The 22052-nt window shown below is 66.1% G+C and carries 24 protein-coding genes; 10 read left to right on the top strand and 14 right to left on the bottom strand.

Going from position 1 to position 22052, the window contains the following annotated elements; all coding sequences use genetic code 11:
• The first annotated feature begins 119 nt into the window (after positions 1-119).
• Positions 120-650: a DUF937 domain-containing protein gene (locus D4766_RS03185; protein WP_120716147.1), complete on the top strand. Its 531-nt coding sequence runs from the start codon at positions 120-122 to the stop codon at positions 648-650.
• Positions 651-892: 242 nt separating this feature from the next.
• Here the strand turns inward: D4766_RS03185 and D4766_RS03180 are convergent, their stop codons facing one another.
• The 3 genes from D4766_RS03180 to D4766_RS03170 form a co-directional block, all read right to left on the bottom strand.
• Complete coding sequence (locus D4766_RS03180; RefSeq protein ID WP_120716146.1) at positions 893-1783, bottom strand: PAS domain-containing protein; 891 nt, start codon at positions 1781-1783, stop codon at positions 893-895.
• A 185-nt stretch (positions 1784-1968) separates the two neighbouring features.
• Positions 1969-3792, bottom strand: a complete 1824-nt coding sequence (locus tag D4766_RS03175; protein WP_120716145.1) for a DUF885 domain-containing protein — start codon at positions 3790-3792, stop codon at positions 1969-1971.
• Between the two features lie 61 nt (positions 3793-3853).
• Positions 3854-4249, bottom strand: a complete 396-nt coding sequence (locus D4766_RS03170; RefSeq protein WP_120716144.1) for a DUF3597 domain-containing protein — start codon at positions 4247-4249, stop codon at positions 3854-3856.
• A 107-nt stretch (positions 4250-4356) separates the two neighbouring features.
• On the opposite strand from D4766_RS03170, the gene D4766_RS03165 reads away from it, so the two are divergent.
• Positions 4357-4584 (top strand): hypothetical protein, encoded by a 228-nt coding sequence (locus D4766_RS03165; protein ID WP_120716143.1) that lies wholly within the window; start codon positions 4357-4359, stop codon positions 4582-4584.
• Between the two features lie 3 nt (positions 4585-4587).
• On the opposite strand, the gene D4766_RS03160 is transcribed toward D4766_RS03165, so the two are convergent.
• Positions 4588-5274, bottom strand: coding sequence for a TonB family protein (locus D4766_RS03160; protein ID WP_120716142.1), 687 nt, complete (start codon positions 5272-5274; stop codon positions 4588-4590).
• 101 nt (positions 5275-5375) lie between these two features.
• Entirely contained in the window at positions 5376-6032 is a 657-nt protein-coding gene (locus D4766_RS03155) for an alpha/beta hydrolase (protein ID WP_120716141.1), read from the bottom strand.
• Positions 6033-6193: 161 nt separating this feature from the next.
• Between D4766_RS03155 and D4766_RS03150 the strand changes: the two genes are divergently transcribed.
• The 3 genes from D4766_RS03150 to D4766_RS03140 are packed head-to-tail and all read left to right on the top strand — an operon-like array spanning position 6194 to position 8624.
• Positions 6194-7216 carry a cysteine desulfurase family protein gene (locus tag D4766_RS03150; RefSeq protein ID WP_234024923.1) on the top strand — a complete coding sequence of 341 codons (1023 nt, stop codon included), beginning with the start codon at positions 6194-6196 and terminating at the stop codon, positions 7214-7216.
• Positions 7213-8283, top strand: coding sequence for a cysteine desulfurase family protein (locus D4766_RS03145; RefSeq protein ID WP_120716140.1), 1071 nt, complete (start codon positions 7213-7215; stop codon positions 8281-8283). Before D4766_RS03150 ends, D4766_RS03145 begins: the two co-directional genes overlap by 4 nt.
• Positions 8280-8624 carry a 2Fe-2S iron-sulfur cluster-binding protein gene (locus tag D4766_RS03140; protein ID WP_407701501.1) on the top strand — a complete coding sequence of 115 codons (345 nt, stop codon included), beginning with the start codon at positions 8280-8282 and terminating at the stop codon, positions 8622-8624. The genes D4766_RS03145 and D4766_RS03140 overlap by 4 nt, the downstream gene beginning before the upstream one ends.
• A gap of 3 nt (positions 8625-8627) precedes the next feature.
• On the opposite strand, the gene D4766_RS03135 is transcribed toward D4766_RS03140, so the two are convergent.
• Positions 8628-9320 carry a DUF4349 domain-containing protein gene (locus D4766_RS03135; protein ID WP_162935642.1) on the bottom strand — a complete coding sequence of 231 codons (693 nt, stop codon included), beginning with the start codon at positions 9318-9320 and terminating at the stop codon, positions 8628-8630.
• 325 nt (positions 9321-9645) lie between these two features.
• Positions 9646-10191: a type 1 glutamine amidotransferase domain-containing protein gene (locus D4766_RS03130; RefSeq protein WP_120716138.1), complete on the bottom strand. Its 546-nt coding sequence runs from the start codon at positions 10189-10191 to the stop codon at positions 9646-9648.
• Between the two features lie 90 nt (positions 10192-10281).
• On the opposite strand from D4766_RS03130, the gene parC reads away from it, so the two are divergent.
• Positions 10282-12576 (top strand): DNA topoisomerase IV subunit A, encoded by a 2295-nt coding sequence (parC, locus tag D4766_RS03125; RefSeq protein WP_120716137.1) that lies wholly within the window; start codon positions 10282-10284, stop codon positions 12574-12576.
• 122 nt (positions 12577-12698) lie between these two features.
• Here the strand turns inward: parC and D4766_RS03120 are convergent, their stop codons facing one another.
• From D4766_RS03120 to D4766_RS03095, 6 genes are all read right to left on the bottom strand, one after another.
• Positions 12699-13211 (bottom strand): hypothetical protein, encoded by a 513-nt coding sequence (locus D4766_RS03120; protein WP_162935641.1) that lies wholly within the window; start codon positions 13209-13211, stop codon positions 12699-12701.
• Between the two features lie 247 nt (positions 13212-13458).
• Positions 13459-14652: a CCA tRNA nucleotidyltransferase gene (locus tag D4766_RS03115; RefSeq protein ID WP_194955784.1), complete on the bottom strand. Its 1194-nt coding sequence runs from the start codon at positions 14650-14652 to the stop codon at positions 13459-13461.
• Complete coding sequence (locus D4766_RS03110) at positions 14642-15244, bottom strand: CoA pyrophosphatase (protein WP_120716135.1); 603 nt, start codon at positions 15242-15244, stop codon at positions 14642-14644. Before D4766_RS03110 ends, D4766_RS03115 begins: the two co-directional genes overlap by 11 nt.
• Positions 15241-15780, bottom strand: a complete 540-nt coding sequence (locus tag D4766_RS03105) for a DUF1285 domain-containing protein (RefSeq protein ID WP_120716134.1) — start codon at positions 15778-15780, stop codon at positions 15241-15243. The genes D4766_RS03110 and D4766_RS03105 overlap by 4 nt, the downstream gene beginning before the upstream one ends.
• Before the next feature lie 24 nt (positions 15781-15804).
• Positions 15805-16332, bottom strand: coding sequence for a GNAT family N-acetyltransferase (locus tag D4766_RS03100; RefSeq protein ID WP_120716133.1), 528 nt, complete (start codon positions 16330-16332; stop codon positions 15805-15807).
• Positions 16333-16375: 43 nt separating this feature from the next.
• The gene (locus tag D4766_RS03095; protein WP_120716132.1) at positions 16376-17572 is read right to left on the bottom strand and encodes a PQQ-dependent sugar dehydrogenase; all 1197 of its coding nucleotides are present in this window, start codon (positions 17570-17572) and stop codon (positions 16376-16378) included.
• Here D4766_RS03095 and rnhB point away from each other — a divergent pair.
• The 3 genes from rnhB (at position 17571) to folP (ending at position 20630) form a co-directional block, all read left to right on the top strand.
• On the top strand, positions 17571-18194 hold the full coding sequence (gene rnhB / locus D4766_RS03090; protein ID WP_120716131.1) for a ribonuclease HII: 624 nt from the start codon (positions 17571-17573) through the stop codon (positions 18192-18194). The genes D4766_RS03095 and rnhB overlap by 2 nt on opposite strands.
• A gap of 187 nt (positions 18195-18381) precedes the next feature.
• A complete protein-coding gene (locus D4766_RS03085) occupies positions 18382-19521 on the top strand; it encodes a site-specific DNA-methyltransferase (RefSeq protein WP_120716130.1) in 1140 nt (379 codons plus the stop codon).
• Positions 19518-20630 carry a dihydropteroate synthase gene (folP, locus tag D4766_RS03080; protein WP_120716129.1) on the top strand — a complete coding sequence of 371 codons (1113 nt, stop codon included), beginning with the start codon at positions 19518-19520 and terminating at the stop codon, positions 20628-20630. The genes D4766_RS03085 and folP overlap by 4 nt, the downstream gene beginning before the upstream one ends.
• A 19-nt stretch (positions 20631-20649) precedes the next feature.
• On the opposite strand, the gene D4766_RS03075 is transcribed toward folP, so the two are convergent.
• Complete coding sequence (locus D4766_RS03075) at positions 20650-21159, bottom strand: hemerythrin domain-containing protein (RefSeq protein WP_120716128.1); 510 nt, start codon at positions 21157-21159, stop codon at positions 20650-20652.
• A 167-nt stretch (positions 21160-21326) separates the two neighbouring features.
• Here D4766_RS03075 and D4766_RS03070 point away from each other — a divergent pair, with 167 nt between their 5' ends.
• Positions 21327-21797 (top strand): hypothetical protein, encoded by a 471-nt coding sequence (locus D4766_RS03070; protein WP_162935640.1) that lies wholly within the window; start codon positions 21327-21329, stop codon positions 21795-21797.
• The last annotated feature ends 255 nt before the right edge of the window (positions 21798-22052 follow it).

Below are 22052 nucleotides of genomic sequence, written 5' to 3'. Positions count from 1 at the left end.
AGGAGGGCCACCGCCCGAGGCAGTGCCTAGCGGATGACCCCACAGGAAAGCCCCGGCCGGGAAACCGGACCGGGGCTTTTTCTTGTGTCATGCGTTCATGGGCCGAAGGAGATGGCGGAATGAACCTAAGCCAGATGTTGCAGCAGACCGGCGCGATCGACTCGATGGCGAGCGAGCTCGGCGTCGACAGGTCCACAGCGCAAACGGCAGCGGGCGCTCTACTACCGGCGATCGTCGCGGGACTGGGACGCAGTCAAGTCGGCGCGGGCGGCGCTTGCAGCGACGGTACCGGTGGGCTGGGCAGCGTACTCGGCGGAGCGCTTGGCGGCGGGCTTCTCGACAGTGTCCTCGGCAGCAGCCCCACGCCGACGCGGCAGGGGAACGACATCCTCGGACAGATCTTCGGGACCAAGGACGTCAGCCGGGGCGTCGCTGAAGAAGTCGCCGGCTCGACCGGACTGCCGCCCGAACTCCTCAAGAAGATGTTGCCGATCCTGGCGATGGCGGTGGTCGGTTACCTCATGAAGGGACATGGCAATCCGGCGGCTGCCCCTTCTGGCCAACCGGGCGCAGGTGCGGGCGGCGGCGCGCTCGGCGGCCCGCTGGGCGGAATTCTCGGCCAGGTCGTGACGGGAATGCTGCGCCGCTGAACAGGGTCAGGTAACGACGATCGGGCCCCCGCACCGCAGCCGGATAATGCCGACGTCGGCCGCGCCCAGCTTCACGCCCAGTGAGCTTGTGACCTGTGTAAGCAGACCGTCGATTGCGGGGGCGGCGCTCGCAAGGTACAGCGAACCGAGATCGACCGCGATCGCGCGACCAGTGGTTTCGGGCAGGGTTAATTCGGCGGCTACGGAGTAGCGGCGCCGACTTCGCAGTGTCCCCAGACAGTCTAAGCAGCCTGGCGAGCGGTCACGATCCCTGCCGCCCCCGACACGCCGCGAAGGCCGGAAATTTGCGCAAGGGCCAGCGTCGCCGGAACCGTCTCTCCCCCGTTGGCTACGAGATCGATGTCCAGTCGGTGCTCGGTCCCCCGGTCGAGCGTATCCTCGAGTGCGTCACGTACCGCCATCCGGGCCTCGCGCGCGACGAGATTGACGAGAGGCGTTCCAATCAGGCGATCTTCGGGAAGGCCAAGCATTGTCGCGAAGGGAATATCGGTGCGATCGATGACGCCGCGTACGGACGTGCGGACATAACCGATACCGCCGTGACGATTCATGGCCGAAACGATGGCGTTTTTCGTTTCCGCGAGGCGCTGCGCCGTTGCCGCGTCGCTGAGGTCGCGGAACATGAGGACATTGCTGTCGCGCCAAGGGAGGCAGCGGAACCGCAACCATCCGCCCTGTCCGAAAGGCGAAGCGACTTCGACCGTCTCGGGTTCGTTCGTCGCATTGACCCGTGCGACGAGCGCGAGCAGGTGAGAAGTGGCGAGTTCGGGAAGGGACTCGAGTGACTGCCCGACGAGCTCGTTCGCCGAACGCCTGAACAGAGCCTCGGCCACCCGGTTCACATGGCGGATCGTCGAATCGCGGTCGCACTGGACGATTGCATCGGTCAGCCAATTCCCGAGTTCGGTTAGCGGATTGCTTCCGCCAACGGTCTCTTCCGGTCTGGAAAGAAGCGCCTCGTACTGATCCATCGACAACAGGACATGCGTGTCGCGGCCATGGTTTTTTACGATTACCGGACCACGCGCGGTACTGTCACGTATCTCGGCAAAATTTCGCACGAACTCAGCCGAGCTGACCCGCCTGCCGGGCATTAACGAACCATCAGCCATAAAATATCGTTTCAATCGTTCGCAATAGATTTGCCAAGGTTAATTATCAGATGATAATTCAGAATGTGCGAGGGTTATCTTAATCCAAATTTGTCTTTTATCAATATTGCATTGTATATGTTCAACAAGCCTCCCACGAACGCATTTTTGCGACACCTGCGAACTTTTCGTCCGCGTTTGCGCCATTACCCACCGATGTAGCGGTCCACCGTCCTCGCCAAGACGTCCATCGGAACATTTCCGCCCAGGACCACGGCGTCGTCGAACGCCTTCAGGTCGTAGCGGGAGCCCATCGCCGCTTGCGCTCGGGCGCGTTGCCGGACGATCTCTGCATGGCCGAGCTTGTAGCCGCAGGCCTGACCGGGCCAGCTGCAGTACCGATCGACTTCACTCGCGACTTCCTCGGGCTTCGACCCGTTGCGCTGCACGAAGAAATCGACGCCCTGCTGCCGGCTCCAGCGCTTGGCATGCAGGCCTGTGTCCACGACCATCCGGCACGCGCGGAATGCGAGGCTTTGCAGGTAGCCGAGGCGCCCCACCTGGAAGTCGTCGTAGGCACCGAGCTCGTCGGCAAGTTGCTCCGCGTACAGAGCCCAGCCTTCCGAATAGGCGTTGAAGGCGAGCAGCGAACGGATGAGGGGGAGGGAGTTCGAGTACTCGCCCTGCCAGACGTGCCCGGGGATCGTCTCGTGATACGCGAGATCGGCCAGGTCGTACTTGCGATGGAGGTCGGTGGAGCGCAGGTTGATCCACATCTTGCCGGGGATTTTCCCGTCCTTGCTGCCGGCGCCGCCATAGGCACCCGGCGCACCGATTTCCTCGGCTTCCGGAATACGCCGAACTTCGAGATTGCCGGGCATGATGGTGTTGAAGGCGCGGGGCATCTGGCCCTTGATCCAGGCGATCCGTTCCTGGAGAAACGCCATGATCTCCGCCCGGCCCGCGTCCCCGGGACTGAACTGGTAGCGTTTGTCCGCGGCGAGTGCGGTCATCCGGTCCCCGACCGAGCCCGACGTGTACCCGATGTCGCGCAGGATGGGGTCCATCCGTGCGTGCAGTTCCTCCAGCTGGCGCAGGCCGTCGCGGTGGACTTCGTCGGGCGTCATCCGGGTCGTGGTGCTGGCGCGCAAGGCCCAGGCGTAAAACTCGTCGCCGCCGGGCTGGCTCCACATGCCGGGGGCCATGTCGGCCACGGCCCTCTGCGCTTCGAGTTCGGCATATTGGCGCTCGAGCGCTTCGCCGATGGGTTCGGTCAGCGCCCGCGCGCGATCCGCCCAGTTGCCGGGGATGGTGCCGGTGCGGTCGATCAGCCCGCTAACGTAGGACCCGGCCGGATCGCGCGCGTCAGCGATCGATTTCTCCATCGCGGCCATCGCCTTGTCGAGGAGGAAGGCCGGCGGAACCATGCCCATGCCGCGGGCCGCGCGGATGCGTCCGAGCTCGCCGTCGAGCACCGCCGGTATCTGTTCAAGGCGCGCGAGGTAGGCTTCGGCATCGGCAACGTCTCGCACGGGATGCTCTGCGGCCATGAAGCGCGGGAAATCGATGTACGCGCCGACGTTCTGGATGACGACGTAGGGTGTGTTGCGCCAGCCGCCGACCGCCACATCTCCGTAGGGCATGGCGAACCCGTCGAGCGCGGTGGCATAGGCGCTTTCGACGACTTCGAAGCTGGTTCGGGTGGACGGATCGAGACGGGTGGTATCGACGGCCCGTGCGCGGGCGAGATCGTTCCGCAACGTGGCGGCCAACGCCTGCTGCCCAGCCGCGGAGCGATCGCCGAGCCTGCCGCGAAGGCCGGCATGCGCATCGGTATCGACACCGAGCGAGGTAGCGCTTTCCGGGTAATGCGCCAGCAGGTTCCACGCGATGTCGTCGAGCAGGGCCTGCGGTGATGCCGCAGCAGCCGCGGGCATCGTCGTATGGCAGCCTGCGAGGGCAAGCGTGGAAACGCCGCCAAGCCCCATGAGTGCCTGGCGGCGCGTGAAGTCGTTCGATTGCAAGGTCATGACGGAGGTGTGCGTCACCGCACCTGCTCCGTCAATGGAACCGAGCGATCGAAGGAAAGGCTCAGTCGAGGAACTCGGCAGGCACCTTGCCGCCGTTGCGCGACAGTTCGCCCATGACCGTCTTGTGCAGCCACAGGTTGTCCTCGGCGCTGCCGGAATAATCGGCCCGGCCGAGTTCCTGCGCTAGGGCCTTGCGGCTCTCGTAGTCGGAATCGACGCCGATCAACTTCATCAGATCGACGATCGAGGTCCGCCAGTTGAGGCGATCGGCACCCGGCATGTTGTCGAGGTTGTTCTCCACGTCGATCACGTCGACCGACGCGCTCTGCGACGGTTCCGGGGCGGGAGGCGGGTTGCCCGGCATCTGGGTGGTGTCGACGGTGGGCGAGGGCGCAGGCGCCGGGGCGGCCTTGGCCTTGCCGAAAATGGCGTCCTTGATCTTGCCGAAAATGCTCATGCGGGGGCCTCCGAAAAAGGCGGGCGGATCGTCCGCCCGGTCATGCAAGCAAGAACCCGTTTCCGCGCGGGCTGTTCCGGCGCTTCTGTGCGGGCTAAGGCTGGGCGATGCTCTCCGCCGTCCTTTCGCTGCTCGTCCTCGCCGCCGTCGCTCTCGTCGCCGGGGCCGTCTGGCTGTGGCGCAAGCCGGGGATGCGGCGGCAGGCGCTGCTGATGCTGGTGCTGGCGGGAATCGCGGTGGTCAACGTCGCCATATGGACGCTGCCCGACGGCAAGGGTCGCTCGCCGGTCGGGCAGCTGGACGCGCAGGCGGATCGGGCCGCCGGCACGCCCTGACCGTCAATCGGGCAATTCCCAGCGAACCGCGCTGGAGTAGGTCCCGGCCACCTTCGCGCCGCTGATATCCTTGGCCGGATCGAAACGGGCGCGGCTGGTGAGAAGCGCGCAGGTCGCCTTGTCGAGCTCGGAATGACCGCTCGATCCGGTGATCGTGCAATTCGACACCCGACCGTTCGCCGCGATGTCGAGCCGGAAGCGGGCGACGCCGGTCAACTCGCGGTTGATCCAGCTCGAACGGTAATCGTCGACCGTCACCCACGAACCGGGATTGCCGCGGGGCAGGGCCCCCACGGCGTCGAACGTCGATTTGGGCGCGGGCGGAATGGTCGCGGTCGCGCTCGGGGCCGGACGCGGCACGACATAGGGCAGCGGGTCCGGAACGGGGATGATGACCGGCGTCGTATCGACCGGCGGGTGGGCGGGGTTCAGATCGACCGGGGGCTTGGGCGCCACCATCTTCGGGCTTACGACCGCCTCGGTTGGTTGAGGAGTGGGATCGGGCGGCGGGGGCGGGGGCGGCAGCTTCACCTCAGGGACGAAGATGCCTTTCGGGTTTTTCACCGTCTCGACGATCTTGGTGAAGCTGAGGCCGGTCACGAGTGCGTATCCGACCAGCGCGTGGACGGCGACGACACCCGCGATCGCTCCCGGCCGGTCTTTCCAACCATTGTTCTGCAGGTAAGCCATATCGAGTCTCCTCTCTCGACAGGCAATGTTACAACATCACAATCAACCAGCAAGCGATTTCGCGTCGCGTTTCACTACCGATCGGAAGGTATGGCCCCCGTCTAGCGGATCGGGCAGTCGGGAGAGAGGCGGAAGTCGAGGTACTTGTCCGCCGACAGCATCATGTCGTCGATCTCGTGTTCGAAGAAATGGTTCGCCCGCGGGATCACGTCGTGATGGATGGTGATGTGCTTCTGCGTGCGCAGTTTCTCGACCAGCTTGTCGACGGCGTTGGGCTGCACGACGGTGTCCTGCGCGCCGTGGATGAAGATCCCGCTCGCCGGGCAGGGCGCCAGGAAGCTGAAGTCGTACATGCTGGCGGGCGCGGAAACCGAGATGAAGCCGCGCACCTCGGGCCGCCGCATAAGGAGCTGCATACCGATCAGCGCGCCGAAGCTGACGCCGGCGACCCAGGTCGTCTGCGCCTCGGGATGGATGGACTGCACCCAGTCGAGCGCGCTTGCCGCGTCGGACAGTTCGCCGACGCCGTTGTCGAAGCTGCCCTGGCTGCGACCGACGCCGCGGAAGTTGAAGCGCAGGACCGCAAAACCGCGATCGACGAATGTCTTGTACAGCCGCTGGACGATGCGGTCGTTCATCGTGCCACCGCCGTGCGGGTGCGGGTGGAGGATCATCGCCACCGGCGCACGCGGACGCGGCGCGGGGCTGTAACGGCCTTCGAGACGGCCTTCGGGGCCGGGGAAGATCACTGAGGGCATGAAACGACCTTGATTGAACGGGTTGCGGCGGTGCGACTGGCGCCTGCCAAGTGGGCGGCTATATAGGCGCGAATGGCGAAATCGCAATCGTGACCGGCGGCAACCGCATCTACCTCGACCATGCCGCCACGACTCCGCTGCGGCCCGAGGCGCGCGAGGCGATGGAGGCGGGCTTCGCGCTGTGGGCCAATCCCAGTTCGCCCCACGCCGAAGGGCGCAAGGCGCGCGCCGCGCTGGAGGATGCGCGCGAGCGAGTGAAGGCGGCTCTCGGCTGGGAAGGGGAGGTGATCTTCACTTCGGGTGCGAGCGAGGCGGCGGAACTTGCCATCGAGACGGCGAGGACGGTCCACGATGTCGCCAGCGCGGTGGAACACGATGCCATCCTGCGGGGCGACGGACCCGAGTGGACCTTGCCGGTGCTTCCCGACGGGGCGGCCGACTTGCGCGCGCTTTCGGCCGAAAGCCGGCCGTCTGACCTGCCGACCGACGATCCGGAAAACCGCTCCCTCGTCTCGGTCCAGCATGTCAATTCCGAGACGGGAAATCGTCAACACATCGGCTTCGCAGCGGAAACCGTGCACGACAACGGCGGCCTCCTGCTCGTCGATTGCGCGCAGAGCGCCGGCAAGTTCGCGCTGCCCCGGATGGCCGACATGGGAATCGTCTCCGCCCACAAGTTCGGCGGCCCGGTGGGCGTGGGCGCGCTGCTGGTGAAGGACTTTGCAATGCTCCACCCCGGCGGCGGGCAGGAGCGCGGCTACCGGCGCGGGACCGAGAACCTGCCCGGAATCCTCGGCTTGGCGGCGGCGCTCGAGGCTTGCAGCGAGCCCTACATCGACCCGGCCGTGATCGAGCCGCTCGATGCGTTCGCCGCCGAGGTCCGCGCTATGGGCGGCGAATGGCTGTCCGACCGCCTGTCCGACCCCACGCCCTACATCCGCGCCGTCGCCATGCCCGGCCTCTCGGCGCAGGCGCAGCTCATGCGCTTCGACATGGCCGGCATTTCCGTCAGCCAGGGATCGGCGTGTTCGTCCGGCACCATGAAGCGCAGCCACGTCCTGACGGCAATGGGCGTGCCGGACGACACCGCCGATCGCACGATCCGCGTCAGCTTCGGCTGGACGACGACGCGGGCGGAGGTGGAACGCTTCTGCGAGGTCTGGCTTGGTATGGTAGACGCATGATCTATCTCGACTACCAGGCCACAACCCCGCTCGCGCCCGAGGCGCGGGAGGCGATGCTGCGCTGGCTTGACGGGCCGGGCGGCGAAGGTTTCGGCAATCCCCACAGTCCGCACCGCATGGGCCGCATGGCCCGCGCCGCGATCGAGCTGGCCCGCGACCAGGTCGCCGCGCTGTTGCCTCCGGGCGGGCGGGTGATCTTCACCTCGGGCGCGACCGAGGCGATCAATCTCGCCATCCGCGGTTCGGGCGCCGGCGGCAGCGTATCGGTTTCCGCGATCGAACACGCTGCTGTGCTCGATACCGCCGCCGATGCGGGGCGCATTCATATGCTGGACGTGGCGCAAAGCGGCCAGTGCAACGCCGACCAGGACTTGCCCTCCGATACCCGCCTCGTCGCCGTGATGGCGGTCAATAACGAGATCGGGACGATCCAGCCCACGGTCGACTGGCATTGCAGGGCCAAGGGTGCGCACGCGCTCTACCTGTGCGATGCGGTGCAGGCGTACGGGCGGATCGAGGTCACCGGCGCCGACTTGATCACCATCAGCGCGCACAAGTTCCACGGCCCCAAGGGCATCGGCGCGCTGTGGGTGCGCGACGGCGTCGAACTAGCGGAGGTACAGGCCGGCGGCGGGCAGGAGTACGGCCTGCGTTCCGGCACGCTGAGCCCCGCGCTGGTCGCCGGAATGGGGGCGGCCGCCGCGCTGGCGAAGGACCGGATGCATGCGGACAGGGCGCATGTCGAGGCGCTGTGGGACCGCGCCGGGGAGCTGTTCCACGACTGGGAACTGAACGGCAGCGCCTCGGCCCGCTGGTTCGGCAACCTCAATATCCGGAAGGAAGGTCTCGACGTCGCACGCCTGATGAGCGATTGCCGCGAAGTGATGTTCTCCGCCGGCTCCGCATGCGCCAGCGGCTCGGGCCGCCCGAGCCACGTACTCAAGGCCATCGGCCTGTCGGACGCCCAAGCGAAAAGCTCGATCCGGCTCGGGTTCGGCCGCTACACGACCGAAGCCGAGATCGAGCGCGCGGCGAACATCATCAATGCTGCGGCGGATTCGCAGTGAGCGGGGATACCATCCGCGTCGTCTTCACTACTCCGCAGGGCGGGACGGTGCAAGCCGAGGCCGCACCGGGCGACAACCTCCTGCGGGTCGGCCAGGCGAAGGGCCTGCCGCTCGAGGGGACGTGCGAAGGGCAGATGGCCTGTTCGACCTGCCACGTCATCGTCGATCCCGACTGGTTCCACCGCCTGCAGCCCGCGAGCGAGGAGGAAGAGGACATGCTCGACTTTGCCGCCGGGGCATGCCGCACCAGCCGCCTGTCGTGCCAGATCGACCTCGCCGCCGAACTCGACGGGCTCGCAGTGCGCGTGCCCGCCGAGAGCCACGACATGCGCCGGACCTGACGCCTAACCCGCAACCGGATGCGCCGCGAGCCTGCGCCGCAGCCAGACCGCGCCCATCGCCAATCCTCCGACCGGCAGACCGATCGCAAGCAGCACGATCAGCAGCGCCACGATAGTGCCGAGGATGCCACTGAGCGAACCCAGCGCGCCCTCGATAGGTGCGATGAAGGTGCCAACCGGGGCGGCGGCGGGCGCGTAGTCGATGTCCATCCGGCTGAATGCCACGCGTCCCTTCGTTTCCGCCAGCCAGGACCGGGCCTGATCGATCTCCTCGTTGACCGCGGCGACACTGCGTTCGGCCTCGACCAGTTCGCGAACGCTGCCCTTGCGGGTGCGGAGAACTTCGGTCAGCCGGTCGCGCAAGTCTTGGCGGGCGCGGATGCGGGCCTCGGTATCGACGATGGACTTCGACACTTCCTCGCTGGCGATCGTGGCGGATGCCTGCTCGGCCCCCGCCTGTTCGGCTTCGTCCTCCAGCAGCGCCGAGACGGCCCGTGCGTGCGAAGCGGCGACCGCCAGTTGCAGGGTGCCGCGCCGCCCGGTGCCGTCGGTTTCGCCGGACAGGTCCATGCCGACGATCCGGCAGGATGCCGGACCCTGTTGCTCGCAAACGCTCGCATGGCGGCGCATCAGCTTGCCGATGTCGGGCGAGGGCAAGCGAAACGACAGGCCGTAGTCGTACGCGAGCTGCGGCATCGAAGCGGGAAGTGTCGCGCGCTCCTGAACATCGCCCACGGCATCCAAGGTCGCGATGGATTCCGCGGATGCCCCGGCGGTGTCCGCTGCCGCTTCCGCCCCCTCGCCCATACCATCTTCGCGCCGATCGACTTCGCTGCAACCTGCCAGTGCGATCGTGACAACTCCGAGAAAAACCAAACTCCTTTGCATCACTCGACTCCTTCCTGCCCCATTCCCGCCACAATGATGCCTTAATTGGGCCGCAATTCAAGGTCGAATGTAAAAAGACCCCGCCGGATGGTCCGGCGAGGCCTTTCGTGCCGATCGGAACCGGGTGGGCTGGTCAGGCTTCTTCGGGGACCTTCGCGTTCTCGATCGCCGAGATCAGCGCCTTGCTGAACGCCGGAATGTCGTCCGGATTGCGGCTCGTGATGAGGTTGCCGTCACAGGCGACTTCCTGATCGACGACCTTGCCGCCGGCATTCTCGAGGTCGGTGCGAACCGACGGCCAGCTGGTGACGGTTCGGCCTTCGACGATGCCCGCCTCGACAAGCAGCCACGGGGCATGGCAGATCGCGGCAATCGGCTTGTCGGCGTTGTCGAAGTCCTTGATCATGGCGATCACGTCATCGTTCATGCGCAGCTTGTCGGGGTTCATCTGACCGCCGGGCAACATGAGCGCGTCGTAGTCGCCTTCCGACACTTCCTCGATCGTCATGTCGACCTTGACCGGGCTGCCCCAGTCGTCTTCATCCCAGCCCTTGATCTCTCCGTCGTCGATGCTGACGACGACCGTCTCAATGCCGGCAGCTTCGAGATTGGCCTTGGGCTTTTCCAGTTCCGACTGTTCGAAGCCGTCGGTGGCTATGATCATCACGCGCTTGGGCATGGCATTGTCTCCTTCGGGCAAACTACGCGTGGGGAAATCATCCGGTTCCGCCGTTGAGCGCCTGCCCGTGGCGCTGCTAGGGCCAGCCGCATGGCCGACACGATCGAAGCAGAGAAGGACCCGTTCGACGCGATCGTCGACGCCCCGTTCGACAGCGCCCTGTCCGAACGATACCTGGTCTACGCGCTCAGCACGATTACCGCACGCAGCCTGCCGGACTTGCGCGACGGACTGAAGCCCGTCCATCGCCGCCTGCTGTGGGCCATGCGCCAGTTGCGGCTCGCCCCCACCGACGCTTTCAAGAAAAGTGCGCGCGTCGTCGGCGACGTGATCGGCAAGTACCATCCGCACGGCGACGCGTCGGTCTACGATGCGATGGTTCGCCTCGCGCAGGACTTCGCGCTGCGGTATCCGCTTGTCGAGGGGCAGGGCAACTTCGGCAACATCGACGGCGATAATGCAGCCGCCTATCGCTACACCGAAGCGCGACTGACCCGCACCGCCGTCTTGCTGATGCAGGGCCTCGACGAAGGCACGGTCAACTTCATCCCCACTTACAACGGCGAGGAGGAAGAGCCCGAGATCTTCCCCGGCCTGTTCCCCAATCTGCTCGCCAACGGCGCCAGCGGCATCGCGGTCGGGATGGCGACGAACATTCCGAGCCACAACGTGTCCGAAATCGTCGACGCGGCGCTGGAGGTGCTCGACAACCCAGCGGTCGAGCACGCGCGGCTGATGGAACTGTTCAAGGGACCGGATTTCGCCACCGGCGGGCTGGTCGTCGATAGTGCGGAGACGATCTCCGCCGCTTACGAGAGCGGTCGCGGAAGTTTCCGGATGCGCGCGCGGTTCTTCGCTGCGGAAGCCAAGGACCAGGTCGACCGCGAAGCTGGGATCGAGCGGCTGGGCGGCGGCCAGTGGCAGCTCGTCGTCAGCGAGATTCCGTACCAGGTGCAGAAGGGCAAGCTGATCGAGCAGGTGGCCCAGCTCATCGCCGACAGGAAGCTGCCGATCCTGGAGGACGTCCGCGACGAAAGCGACGAGGCGATCCGCATCGTCTTCGTGCCGCGCAGCCGCAACGTCGATCCCGAACTGCTGAGGGAGTCGCTTTACAAGCTGACCGATCTCGAAACTCGGTTCGGCCTCAACCTCAACGTCCTCGACGCCACGCGCACGCCGATGGTGATGGGCTTGGGCGAATTGCTGCGGAACTGGATCGCCAGCCAGATCGACATTCTCCAGCGCCGCAGCCGTCACCGGCTGGAACAGATCGCGAAGCGGCTGGAGTTCGTCGAAGGCTATATCGTCGCCTACCTCAACCTAGACCGGGTGATCGAGATCATCCGCACAGAGGATGAGCCCAAGCCGGTGATGATGGCCGAATTCGGCCTCACCGACCGGCAGGTCGAGGCGATCCTCAACATGCGGCTGCGCAGCTTGCGCAAGCTGGAGGAGATGGAACTGCGCGGCGAGCGCGACGCGCTGCTGAAGGAACAGGCGGATCTCGAGAAGCTGCTGGGCTCGCCTGCGCGCCAGCGCACCCGCCTGCGCCGCGATCTCGAGGCTCTGAAGAAGGAATACGGCCTCGATACCCGGCTCGGCGCCCGCCGCACGACGATCGCCGAAGCCGCGCCCACGGTGGAGTACGACCCGCAGGCCATGATCGAAAAGGCGCCGGTCACGGTCATCCTGTCCGAACGCGGCTGGATCCGCGGCGCGAGCGGTCACCTGCCTCTCGACCAGGAATGGAAGTACAAAGAAGGCGACGGACCCGCCTTCGTCCTCCACGCCCAGACGACCGATCGCATCCTGCTGGCCGCCGACGACGGGCGGTTCTTCACGCTTGGTGCCGACAAGCTGCCGGGCGCCCGCGGCTTCGGAGAGCCGGTCCGCACGATGGTCGACATCGACCCCGACGCGACCATCGTCGCGGCGATGGTGCACAAGCCCAGGGGCCAGTTGCTGCTCGCCGCGACCAGCGGGAAGGGGTTTGCCGCGGTTACGGACGAACTGCTCGCCGAAACCCGCAAGGGGCGGCAGGTCGTCAACCTGAAGGACGGCAACAAGCTGGCGACCGTGCGCGAGATTGCGCCCGTGCACGATCACGTCGCGGTCGTCGGCGACAACCGCAAGCTGGTGGTGTTCCATCTCGAAGAACTGCCCATCCTCGGCCGGGGGCAGGGCGTCACGCTGCAGCGCTATCGCGACGGCGGGATGAGCGACGCGACGACCTTCACGCTCGCCGACGGGCTCAGCTGGACGATGGGCGGGGAAACCGGCCGCACCCGGACCGAAAACGACATCTGGCAGTGGAAGGTCGCGCGCGGCGCGGCTGGCCGGATGCCGCCGACGGGCTTCCCCAAGACCAATCGCTTCGATCCATGACGCGGCGGGGAAATGCTCGCGCTCAAAAAGAAACGGGCCGGCTGCGCTCGTTGACGCAACCGACCCGCTTCAGCGACCCGAAGGACCCGGGGGTGATGGGCCTTCGGAGACTGAATATTAGATTACTCTGAACTGATAGCGGAAGCCGCAGCGGTTGCAACCTGTTCTGCGGTGAACAGGGCCATCAACGCGCCCTGCTGGTTCACCGCGAAGTGTTCGCGCTTCAGCTCGACCTTGCCCGACGTGCTCGCAAGCACGACGGCATCGCCTTCCACGCTGTCGATCGTGCCGAGCGGCGCTCCCCCGGCCGAGACGACCGGCGCGCCGGCGACCAGCGCGGTATCGCGCGCGGCGGTTGCGGCGGCGAGCTGCTGCGAGACCATGTCGTCGATCTGCATCTTCGTGACGGTGATCGTCGGTCCCTTGTCACTCTTGCCGAACGCGTTCTCGGGCAGCGGCGCCTTGTGCGTGCCGGTATCGAGCGTAACCACGCCGCCTTCCACGCTCACGATCGTGCCGACCACCCCGCCTTGCGGGCCGTACACGGTGGCACCGGCAGCAACCTGCGCCATGGCGGCAGCGGGAAGAGTGGCGGCGGCAACTGCGGCGAGGGCTGCAAGACGGGCGAACTTCATAAGTGACTCTCCAGAATACTTCGAACGTGTGCCGCCTGCGGGCCGAAGCCGCCAACGACGAAAGGGATTGTGTGCGCCTGCAAAGCGACGAGGCTTCGCACCAGAGCCCAGCGGGGCATGGCAGCGATCGAAGGACCGCGAGTGCGCTGGCGGACCGCGCTGACGGTCGCCGAAGCCCTGTCCGCGCTGCGCGGGAAAGGGCAACAGCACGTGTCTACGCGAGCGAGCATGAAGCTTGCCTGAAGCCTTATCTGTTGGCGCCGAGTTCTTCGTCGAGTAGGGCTTCCACCCGGACGCGGTCGGGAAAGCCTTCCGCGATCCAACGCCGCTCGACCGCGCGCAATACGCGGGCGACCTCCGGCCCCTTCGCCACGCCGCGCTCGACGATCTCTCCGCCTTTCATCGGAAAGCTGGGGCAGTCCCAATCGCGCAAGGGGCCGACATCGCCGCCAGTCAGCAACAGGCGGTCAGTGGCGCACGGGATGCCGACGGCATAGGCGAGCGCGCGAGGATCGTCGCCGTCGCGTACGTCGCGCGCTGCCGCGCAGGCGAGCCGTTCGCGCTGACTCTTCGACAGGCGAAGGCGTGCCGCCACGCTCTCGGCCACCGGAGGCACGGCTGGCAGCAGCGCGGCGAGGCGCCGCATCGCGTCGGGGGCTAGGTCGGCAACGCGTTCGGCGGCGACGAGTTCGGCGAGCTTATCGGCTTCGTGGCGGCCGCTTTCGGGCAGGACGACCTGCAGTACCCCCAGGTCCCGCATCCGCGCGACGGTGGCCGACGGGTCGGGCAGCGAGAGCAGGTTCTGTAGTTCCCATCCCACCCGCTCGCGACTGAGCCCCTTGAGCCCCGGCGCGAGTTCGGCGCAGGCTTCTTCCGCCTCGGCATCGAGTTCGCCGCCGAAGCGCGTCTGGAAGCGGAAATACCGGAGCAACCGCAGGTAATCCTCGCGGATGCGGGCGCGGGCATCGCCGATGAAGCGCACGCGGCCGGCCTTAAGATCGGCGACCCCGCCGAAATAGTCGTGGACCTCCAGCGTGCCGGGATCGGCATAGAGCGCGTTGATGGTGAAGTCGCGGCGGCTGGCGTCTTCCTTCCAGTCGCTCGAAAATTCCACCTTCGCATGGCGCCCGTCGGTGCTGACGTCCTTGCGCAGCGAGGTAATCTCGACGTTTCCGCCCTCGACGATCGCGGTGACGGTGCCGTGGTCGATTCCGGTGGGAATCGTGCGAATGCCGACTGCGTCGAGCCGGTCGATAACTTGCTTTGGCGTGAGCGGAGTGGCGGCGTCGATGTCGTGCGCATCGCACCCCAGCAGCGTGTCGCGCACCGCCCCGCCAACCCAGCGCGCGTTGCCCGGGCCAAGCGCGGCAACGAGTTCGGCCAGAGCCGGTCGCTGCGTCCAGTCCGCGGCGGGCAGGGTCGCTTTCACGCTATCGGCCATCGAACAGCTCCGCCAGAGCAAGCCGGCGCGACAGATTGCCGATGATCGCGGCGGTCACACCCCAGATACGGTGCCCCTGCCAGACGATCTCGAAATAGGTTCGCTCCGCCCCGTCCCACGTCACCGTACGCGGCGTGCGGTTGGCGGGGTCGAGGATGTAAGCGAGCGGCGGCTCGAACCATTCGCGTACTTCGGCGGGGTTCGGCACGAGCGGCAGGTCCGGGGGCACGACCGCGAGCACGGGCGTCACGTCGTAACCGGTACGGGTGCGGAACGGGTCGGACGTGCCGATGACCGATACCTGTTTCGGATCGAGCGCCAGTTCCTCCCACGCCTCGCGCAGCGCGGCCTCGACCGCGTCTTCGCCGGGATCGATCTTGCCACCGGGAAAGGCCGCCTGCCCGGGATGCGCGCGCATCGTGTCGGGGCGGTGCGTGACGATGACGCCGGGTTCCGGCCGGTCGGTCACCGCGATCAGCACCGCCGCGGGGCGCAGGTCCTCGGGCGGGGCCATCGCGTCGGTGAGGAGGTCGATGTCCCGCGCATGGCCCGCCTCGAACACGCGGGTCAGTCGGTCGAGAAGCGCGGTCATCCCGGCACGAGCGAGAACGTTTCGCCGCTGCTCTCGACCTGCCAGCCATCGTCCGCCACCAGCGCCAGCTGCTCGTATGTCGACCGGTTGAGCCGCGCTTCGCAGCCGCGCCGGACGGCGAGGTAGATCGCCGGCGTATCGGCATCACCCCGAGCGGTCAGCGGATGGTCCGGCCCTGCGATCACGATATCGTCGGTGTTAAGCCGGAAGGCGAGCGCGCCGTCGCGGGCGGTCATGTCGGTGGCTACGAAGGCCGCGTCCTCCACCTCCACGGACAGCTTCTGCTGCGGGGTGACGAGCCAGTAGGTTCCGTCCTCGTCCCGCGTCAGCAGCGAGGCGAACGCGCGAACCATCGCCGGGCGGGTGACGGGCGAGCCGTCGTGCGACCATGTTCCGTCGGCATGAACGGTCATGTGGCTCTCGCCGACATGGGCGGGGGACCATTGCTCGACCGGGGGCAGCCTGCGGTCTTCGACGGCCTGTGCCAGTTCGGCGAGCGAGAGACCGGCGATTTCGGGGGGCGGTTCGTAGGGCACGGCAGTTGCGATGCCAGATGCGCGTCAGTCCGCCAAGGGGTTGGCCTGCGTGGTGGACCACGGACCCAGCATGCCTCCGGGCGGCAGTACCGCCCGATTGTCGCAGCGCACGAGCAGGCGGGCGGGGTCCCACGGGCCGGGGCAGCGCCATCCGCCCGGCGCCTCGACGAAGCCGAAGCGCTCGTAATAGGGCGCATCGCCGATGAGGACCTGCGGCAGCGCCGCCGCCGGATCGATCGCGCCGAGCGATGCTTCGATCAGCGCCTTGCCATATCCCTCGCCCTGGTGCGCCGGCATCACGGCCACCGGCCCCACCATCAGCAACGGGTGCGCACGGCCTTGCGGATCGGTGAGCGCGACCGGCCAGAGCTGGATCGTGGCGACGAGGTATTCCCCGTCGTCGAGCGCGGCAAAGCTCAGCGCGGGCAGCCACTCGGCGGCAGCGCGGATGGTATAGGCGGTGCGCCCGTGCCGGTCGGTTCCGAACGCGGCATCGAGCAGGTCCTCGACCAGCTGCGGTTCGACCGCGGAAAGGGGGACGATGCTTGGCATGGGGCGCGGCCCCCTAGAAGACGGAACTGCGCCGAGTCGAGCGTTATCGCGCGGGGCGCATCTCGATTAGCCGGCCACCGTCCTTGTCCTCGAGCAGCCACAGCGCGCCGTCGGGCCCTTCGACCACCTCGCGGATACGCCTCTCCATGCCATACCGGGCAACCTCTCGCGCGGTGGTTCCATCGATCGCGACGCGTACCAGTACGGTGGGTTTCATTCCGCCGATGATGGCGTTGCCTTTCCATTGCGGCCACAGCTTGCCCGAATAGAACGTGAAATCGCCCGGCGCGATCACGGGGTTCCAGCTGATAGCCGGCTTCACGAAGCGGTCGGTGGTCGAGTGGCGGGGGATCGGGCGACCGTCGTAGTGGTCGCCGTCCGACACCACGGGCCAGCCGTAGTTGCCACCGTTACGCACGAGGTTCAGTTCATCGCCTCCGGCCGGCCCATGCTCGAGGTCCCACAGGCGGCCCTGCGCGTCGAACTGCAGCCCCAGGATGTTGCGATGACCCATCGAATAGATTTCGGGCCGGGCACCGCTTGCGGCGAGCGTATTGCCGGCCGCAGGCGACCCGTCGAGATTGAGGTGGACGATCTTGCCCAGGTTGACCTTCGGATCCTGCGCGGGTTCCATCTTCTGCCGGTCCCCGCTCGCGAGGAAGAGGGTCCGGCCATCGGGGGCGATGGCAATCCGGTGGCTGAAGTGGCCGCGACCGGTGACCTTGGGGTCCTGTCGCCAGATCACGTTAAGGCCGTCGATCCGGCAGGCGTCAGTTTCCTCGCATACAAGCGTTCCCCGCCCAAGCGCCGCTCCGCGGGTGGCGCCGCTGCCCGCTTCGGCCCAAGTCAGGTAGATCGTGCGGCGCGACGGCGTCGCGGCGCTTTCGGACGGCAGGAAGGCAACGTCGCCGAGGCCGCCTTGGCCGCCGTAATCGACGGTCGGCAGGCCCGACACGGTACCAATGCGTCCCGTACGGGTGTCGACAAACTTCATCGTCCCCGGCTTTTCGGTGATGAATAGCACGGGCGTACCGGGCGCAAACGCGGCGGCCCAAGGCTCGTCGAAGCTGCCATAGCTCTTCGTCGCGAACTCTCGACCGCTTACCGCGACAATTTCCTCAGCCGGTCCGGGCGTCGATTGCGCCTGGGTCGGGGTTTCCCCGGTGACCTGCGTCCCGCAACTTGCGAGCGCGAGCGAGGCGGTGGATAGGAGGGCGGCAGCAATCGGTCGCTTGGTCATGGTATCTGGAACACCTCATCCCGGATTTGGGTCCGCCCCTCTGGTCGTCGGAGTGGACGAAGCAGGGCGCGGGCCGCTGGCGGGGCCGGTTGTCGCCGCTGCGGTGGCGCTCTGCAAGCCTCGCCCGGCAGGTATCGGCGATTCGAAGAGGCTCTGCGCCGCAACCCGGGCCTCGGTCGATCTGGCCGTGCGCCGGCGATGTGCCTGGGCGGTTGGGGTCGTCGAGGTCGAGGAGATCGACCGGCTCAACATCTTCGGCGCAACGATGCTGGCGATGACGCTGGCCGTCGGGCGACTGGCGGCGATACTGGAACGCGACCCGGAACTGGTCCTCGTCGATGGCAACCTGACTCCGGCGGGTCGGCGCCAAGAATGGCGCTGGACCGCCAAGCCCGTCGTCGGCGGCGATGCGAAGGAGCCGGCGATCGGCGCCGCAAGCGTCGTCGCGAAGGAATGGCGCGACCGCCTGATGCGCGAAGCCGCCGCTGCTCACCCACACTATGGCTGGGAGCGAAACAAGGGCTACGGCTCGCCCGAACACCTCGCCGCGCTCCGCACTCATGGACCCAGCCCGCTGCACCGCCGCAGCTTCGCGCCGGTCGCGCAATTGGCGTTGTTCTGAGTCCTCGTTGCAACACACCCACAATGTCGAGTTCCGCAATTCCGTTCGGACTCAACATCTTGTGACGGACACCTTCTGTTCCGTCTGAAGCAACTCGGGATTAACCACTTTCGGTCAGACTTCGTTCTTGACGCGGAGTCCGCGAGGACTCACCCTGTGGATAAGGTGAATCGGGGGACGTGAGGGAATGGGGGTCCTGGAGACCACAAAGGTGCGTGCGCGCACCGCGAAAGCAACGGCTGCGCCGGCGGCGCTCGATCTGCCCCTCGGGCGGATCCTGGCGGGCGACTGTGTCGAGGCGATGCGGCGTCTGCCCGACGCGAGCGTCGACCTCGTCTTCGCCGACCCGCCGTACAACTTGCAACTCGGCGGCGATCTGGCGCGGCCGGATGGCAGCCATGTCGACGCGGTGACCGATCACTGGGACCAGTTCGCGAGCTTCCGTGTCTACGACGATTTCACCCGTGCCTGGCTCGCGCAGGCAAAGCGGGTGCTCAAGCCCGACGGCGCGCTGTGGGTCATCGGCAGCTACCACAACATCTACCGCGTCGGCGCGATCCTGCAGGACCTGGGCTTCTGGATCCTTAACGACATCGTCTGGCGCAAGACCAACCCGATGCCGAACTTCAAGGGCACGCGCTTCACCAACGCGCACGAGACCCTGCTGTGGGCGAGCACGGGTGAAAAGGCGAAGTATCACTTCAACTACCGCGCGATGAAGACGCTGAACGACGAGCTCCAGATGCGCAGCGACTGGACGATCCCGATCTGCGGCGGCCAGGAACGGCTGAAGGAAAACGGCCACAAGGCGCACCCGACGCAGAAGCCCGAGGCGCTGCTGTACCGCGTGCTGCTGGCGACGACCGAGAAGGGCGACGTCGTGCTTGACCCGTTCTTCGGCACCGGCACCACCGGCGCGGTCGCGAAACGGCTGGGCCGGCAGTGGATCGGCTGCGAGCGCGAGACCGCCTATCGCGAGGTCGCCACCCGCCGTATCGAAAAGGAATTGCCGCTCGACGAAAGCGCGCTGGCCACGATGCAGAGCCCGCGTTCCGCACCCAAGGTCGCCTTCGGCGCACTGGTTGAGGCCGGGCTGATCCCGCCCGGCACGCAGGTGTTCGACAAGAAGCGGCGCTGGACGGCCACCGTCCGTGCCGATGGATCGCTCGCCCACGAAGCGCAGACCGGCAGCATCCACGGCCTCGGCAAAGACCTGCAGGGTGCGCCGAGCTGCAACGGCTGGTCGTTCTGGTACTTCGAACGAGGTGGCAAGGTCGTCCCCGTCGATGCGGCGCGGCAGGACTGGTTGCTGGCGAACGAGGATTGACCGATCGTCTCTATCTGATGCCCACTGGCCTCGCGGCGAGCCCGCAGGACGAGGACGGCGACTGCATCCGCCTCGCGGGCGGACTGGTCTATGCCCACCGCTTCGCCGCGATCGTCAGGAGCGGCGGCCGCGTGATCGCGCGGCACCGGTTCACACCCGCTGGCGCCGCCGAAACCTTCGCCGCACTGCCGGACACACTCGGCCCGGAAGCCGAGCGCCAATGGGCCGATCTGCGCACCGCGCATCCGCCGCTGCAACTGGGCGAGCGAACCATCCGGCTCGACCAGCCGCAGATCGCGGGCATCCTCAACGTCACGCCCGACAGCTTTTCCGACGGCGGCAAATTCCTCGACGATCCGGAGGCCGGACGTGAACAGGCGGCGGCCATGCTGGAAGTGGGCGCTGCGATGGTGGACATCGGCGGAGAAAGCACGCGGCCGGGCGCTGCGGCGGTGTGGGAAGGAGACGAGATCAAGCGCGTCGTACCCGCAGTCGAATATTGTGCAGGCATGGGCGCGGCGATCAGCGTCGACACCCGGCGGGCGGGGGTGATGGCCGCCGCGCTCGATGCCGGGGCCCACATGGTCAACGACGTATCGGCGCTACGCCACGATCCGACGAGCGCGGACCTCGTGGCCCGGCGCGGATGCCCGGTAATCCTGATGCACGCGCCCGGCGCCGGCGACGACTTGCATGCGGACGGCGACTACGACGCGGTGGTGTTCGACGTTTTCGACTGGCTCGCCGCTGCCCGCGACCGGGCGGTCGAGGCAGGCATCGCACGCGAGAGGGTCGTGCTCGATCCCGGCATTGGTTTCGGCAAGTCGCTCGGCGACAACCTCGCGCTGATGAACGCGCTTCCGCTGTTCCACGCTCTCGGCCAGCCGCTGATGCTTGGGGCGAGCCGCAAGCGCATGATCGGCGCCATGTCGGGCGAGGCGGCGGCGCACCAGCGGCTCGGCGGCAGCGTGACTTTGGCCCTGAAGGGCATGGACGCCGGCGTGCAGATGCTGCGCGTCCACGACGTTGCCGAGACGGTGCAGGCCCGCAACGTCTGGCGGGGCCTGCGCGATGCCGCCCTGACGGACTTTTCCGCGCTGCCCGACTAAGCAGCGCGGACGAACTGCCCTATGAGTTTTCCTCGATGTAGGTGTCGGGGTCCTTTTCCTCGCGCTCGAATTCGCCCGAATGTTCGGCTTCGAACGCAAGGTATTGCAGCCCGAGCCTGACCCGTTCTTTCAAAGGTACCCGGCGACGGAAGTCGGTGAGGCCTTGGCGCTCTTCCTCGCTCAGGTGCTCGGAATTGTGGTAGTTGCATTTGTCGACGCATTTCCACCAAGCGTCGGAGCCCGGCTTCTCCTTCATCGCCGCTTCTGCCGCCTCGGAAATCTTGTTGTGGTCGTCGATTGCGTCGTCGGTCGTCTCTTCCGCGCTGTCGGAATCGACCGCTCCCTCGCCCTTCTTGAGCAAAGTGGGGTAGAAGTAGAGCTCCTCGGCCTCGGCATGGGCCTCGAGGAAATTCTTCAGGCGCGTGAACACCTTCCCCAGCGTTTCGGGATCTTCGCGCGCCTCGTCGAGCGCAGCGAAGTAGAAGCGCTGGCGCGCGTGATCGGCCAGGATGCAGTCGACGATGTCCATCTTCAGCTTTCTTATTGCGGAGATTTTTGACAACGCAACGAGGGAGGGAGCGATACCGTTCCACAGCTGGTTCAACGCCAAGTTCGCGAAGACAGGATGCAAATTCTCGCTTGACGGATCAATATTTTTTTTAAATTTTTCAGTAAAGGAAAGAAAAGGAAATAAAAATGGCAAGTCGATCTTTTCAGGTGTGCTGTCTCAGCCTCGTTTCTTTATCGTCTGCGGTGTATGCGGGCAATGCCGATCTGGAAGCGCCGTTCTTCGATGAAATTCGTTCTGGAGTTGCCTTGGCGCAGGTTCCGCCCTCGATGCCCAACCCCGCCATCCTGAGCCGAGAATTCGAGCGCGAGCGAAGGGACCCCGCTTTCGCCGATATGGCAGAGCGCGATATTGCAAGTGCGCTGGCGCGATTTTCCGGCGCAGATCTGCAGGTAAGTCAAGCTTCGTGCAAGTCCACGCTCTGTGAGATCAGGGTCGTTAGCACCCAGCCGGACTATAAGTTGAACAAGGATGCGAACCAATATCTAGGTGCGGTATCGACATTGCTGGACAAGAGAATGACGATGGGAATTGGGCCAATTCAAGGTGGTAAGACGGCTCTCTTGGTTTATTTCCACAATGCAGTGGAGGAAAGATAAAAAAATTCTAAATATGTCTTTAGGTGGGGATTTTCGTACTCGCTTTTCAAGCGTCTCTGTAAATGCTGCTTCCTGCATGATTTGTTATTCCAACAAATGCCGGTTCGGCGATGTTGGAAATACGCAATGCGTTACGATAAGTGGAGGTAGGGGTTGTTTGATGTCGGGAGAAATCTGCAACAACAACAGCACCGTTTACAAAGATGGTGCGACAGGAATTACCCTGACAGCGATTGAGCCGTGCACCGAACGCAA

This window comes from Tsuneonella amylolytica (assembly GCF_003626915.1).
Lineage (GTDB): Bacteria > Pseudomonadota > Alphaproteobacteria > Sphingomonadales > Sphingomonadaceae > Tsuneonella > Tsuneonella amylolytica.
This window is presented reverse-complemented; position numbering and strand designations above follow the sequence as displayed.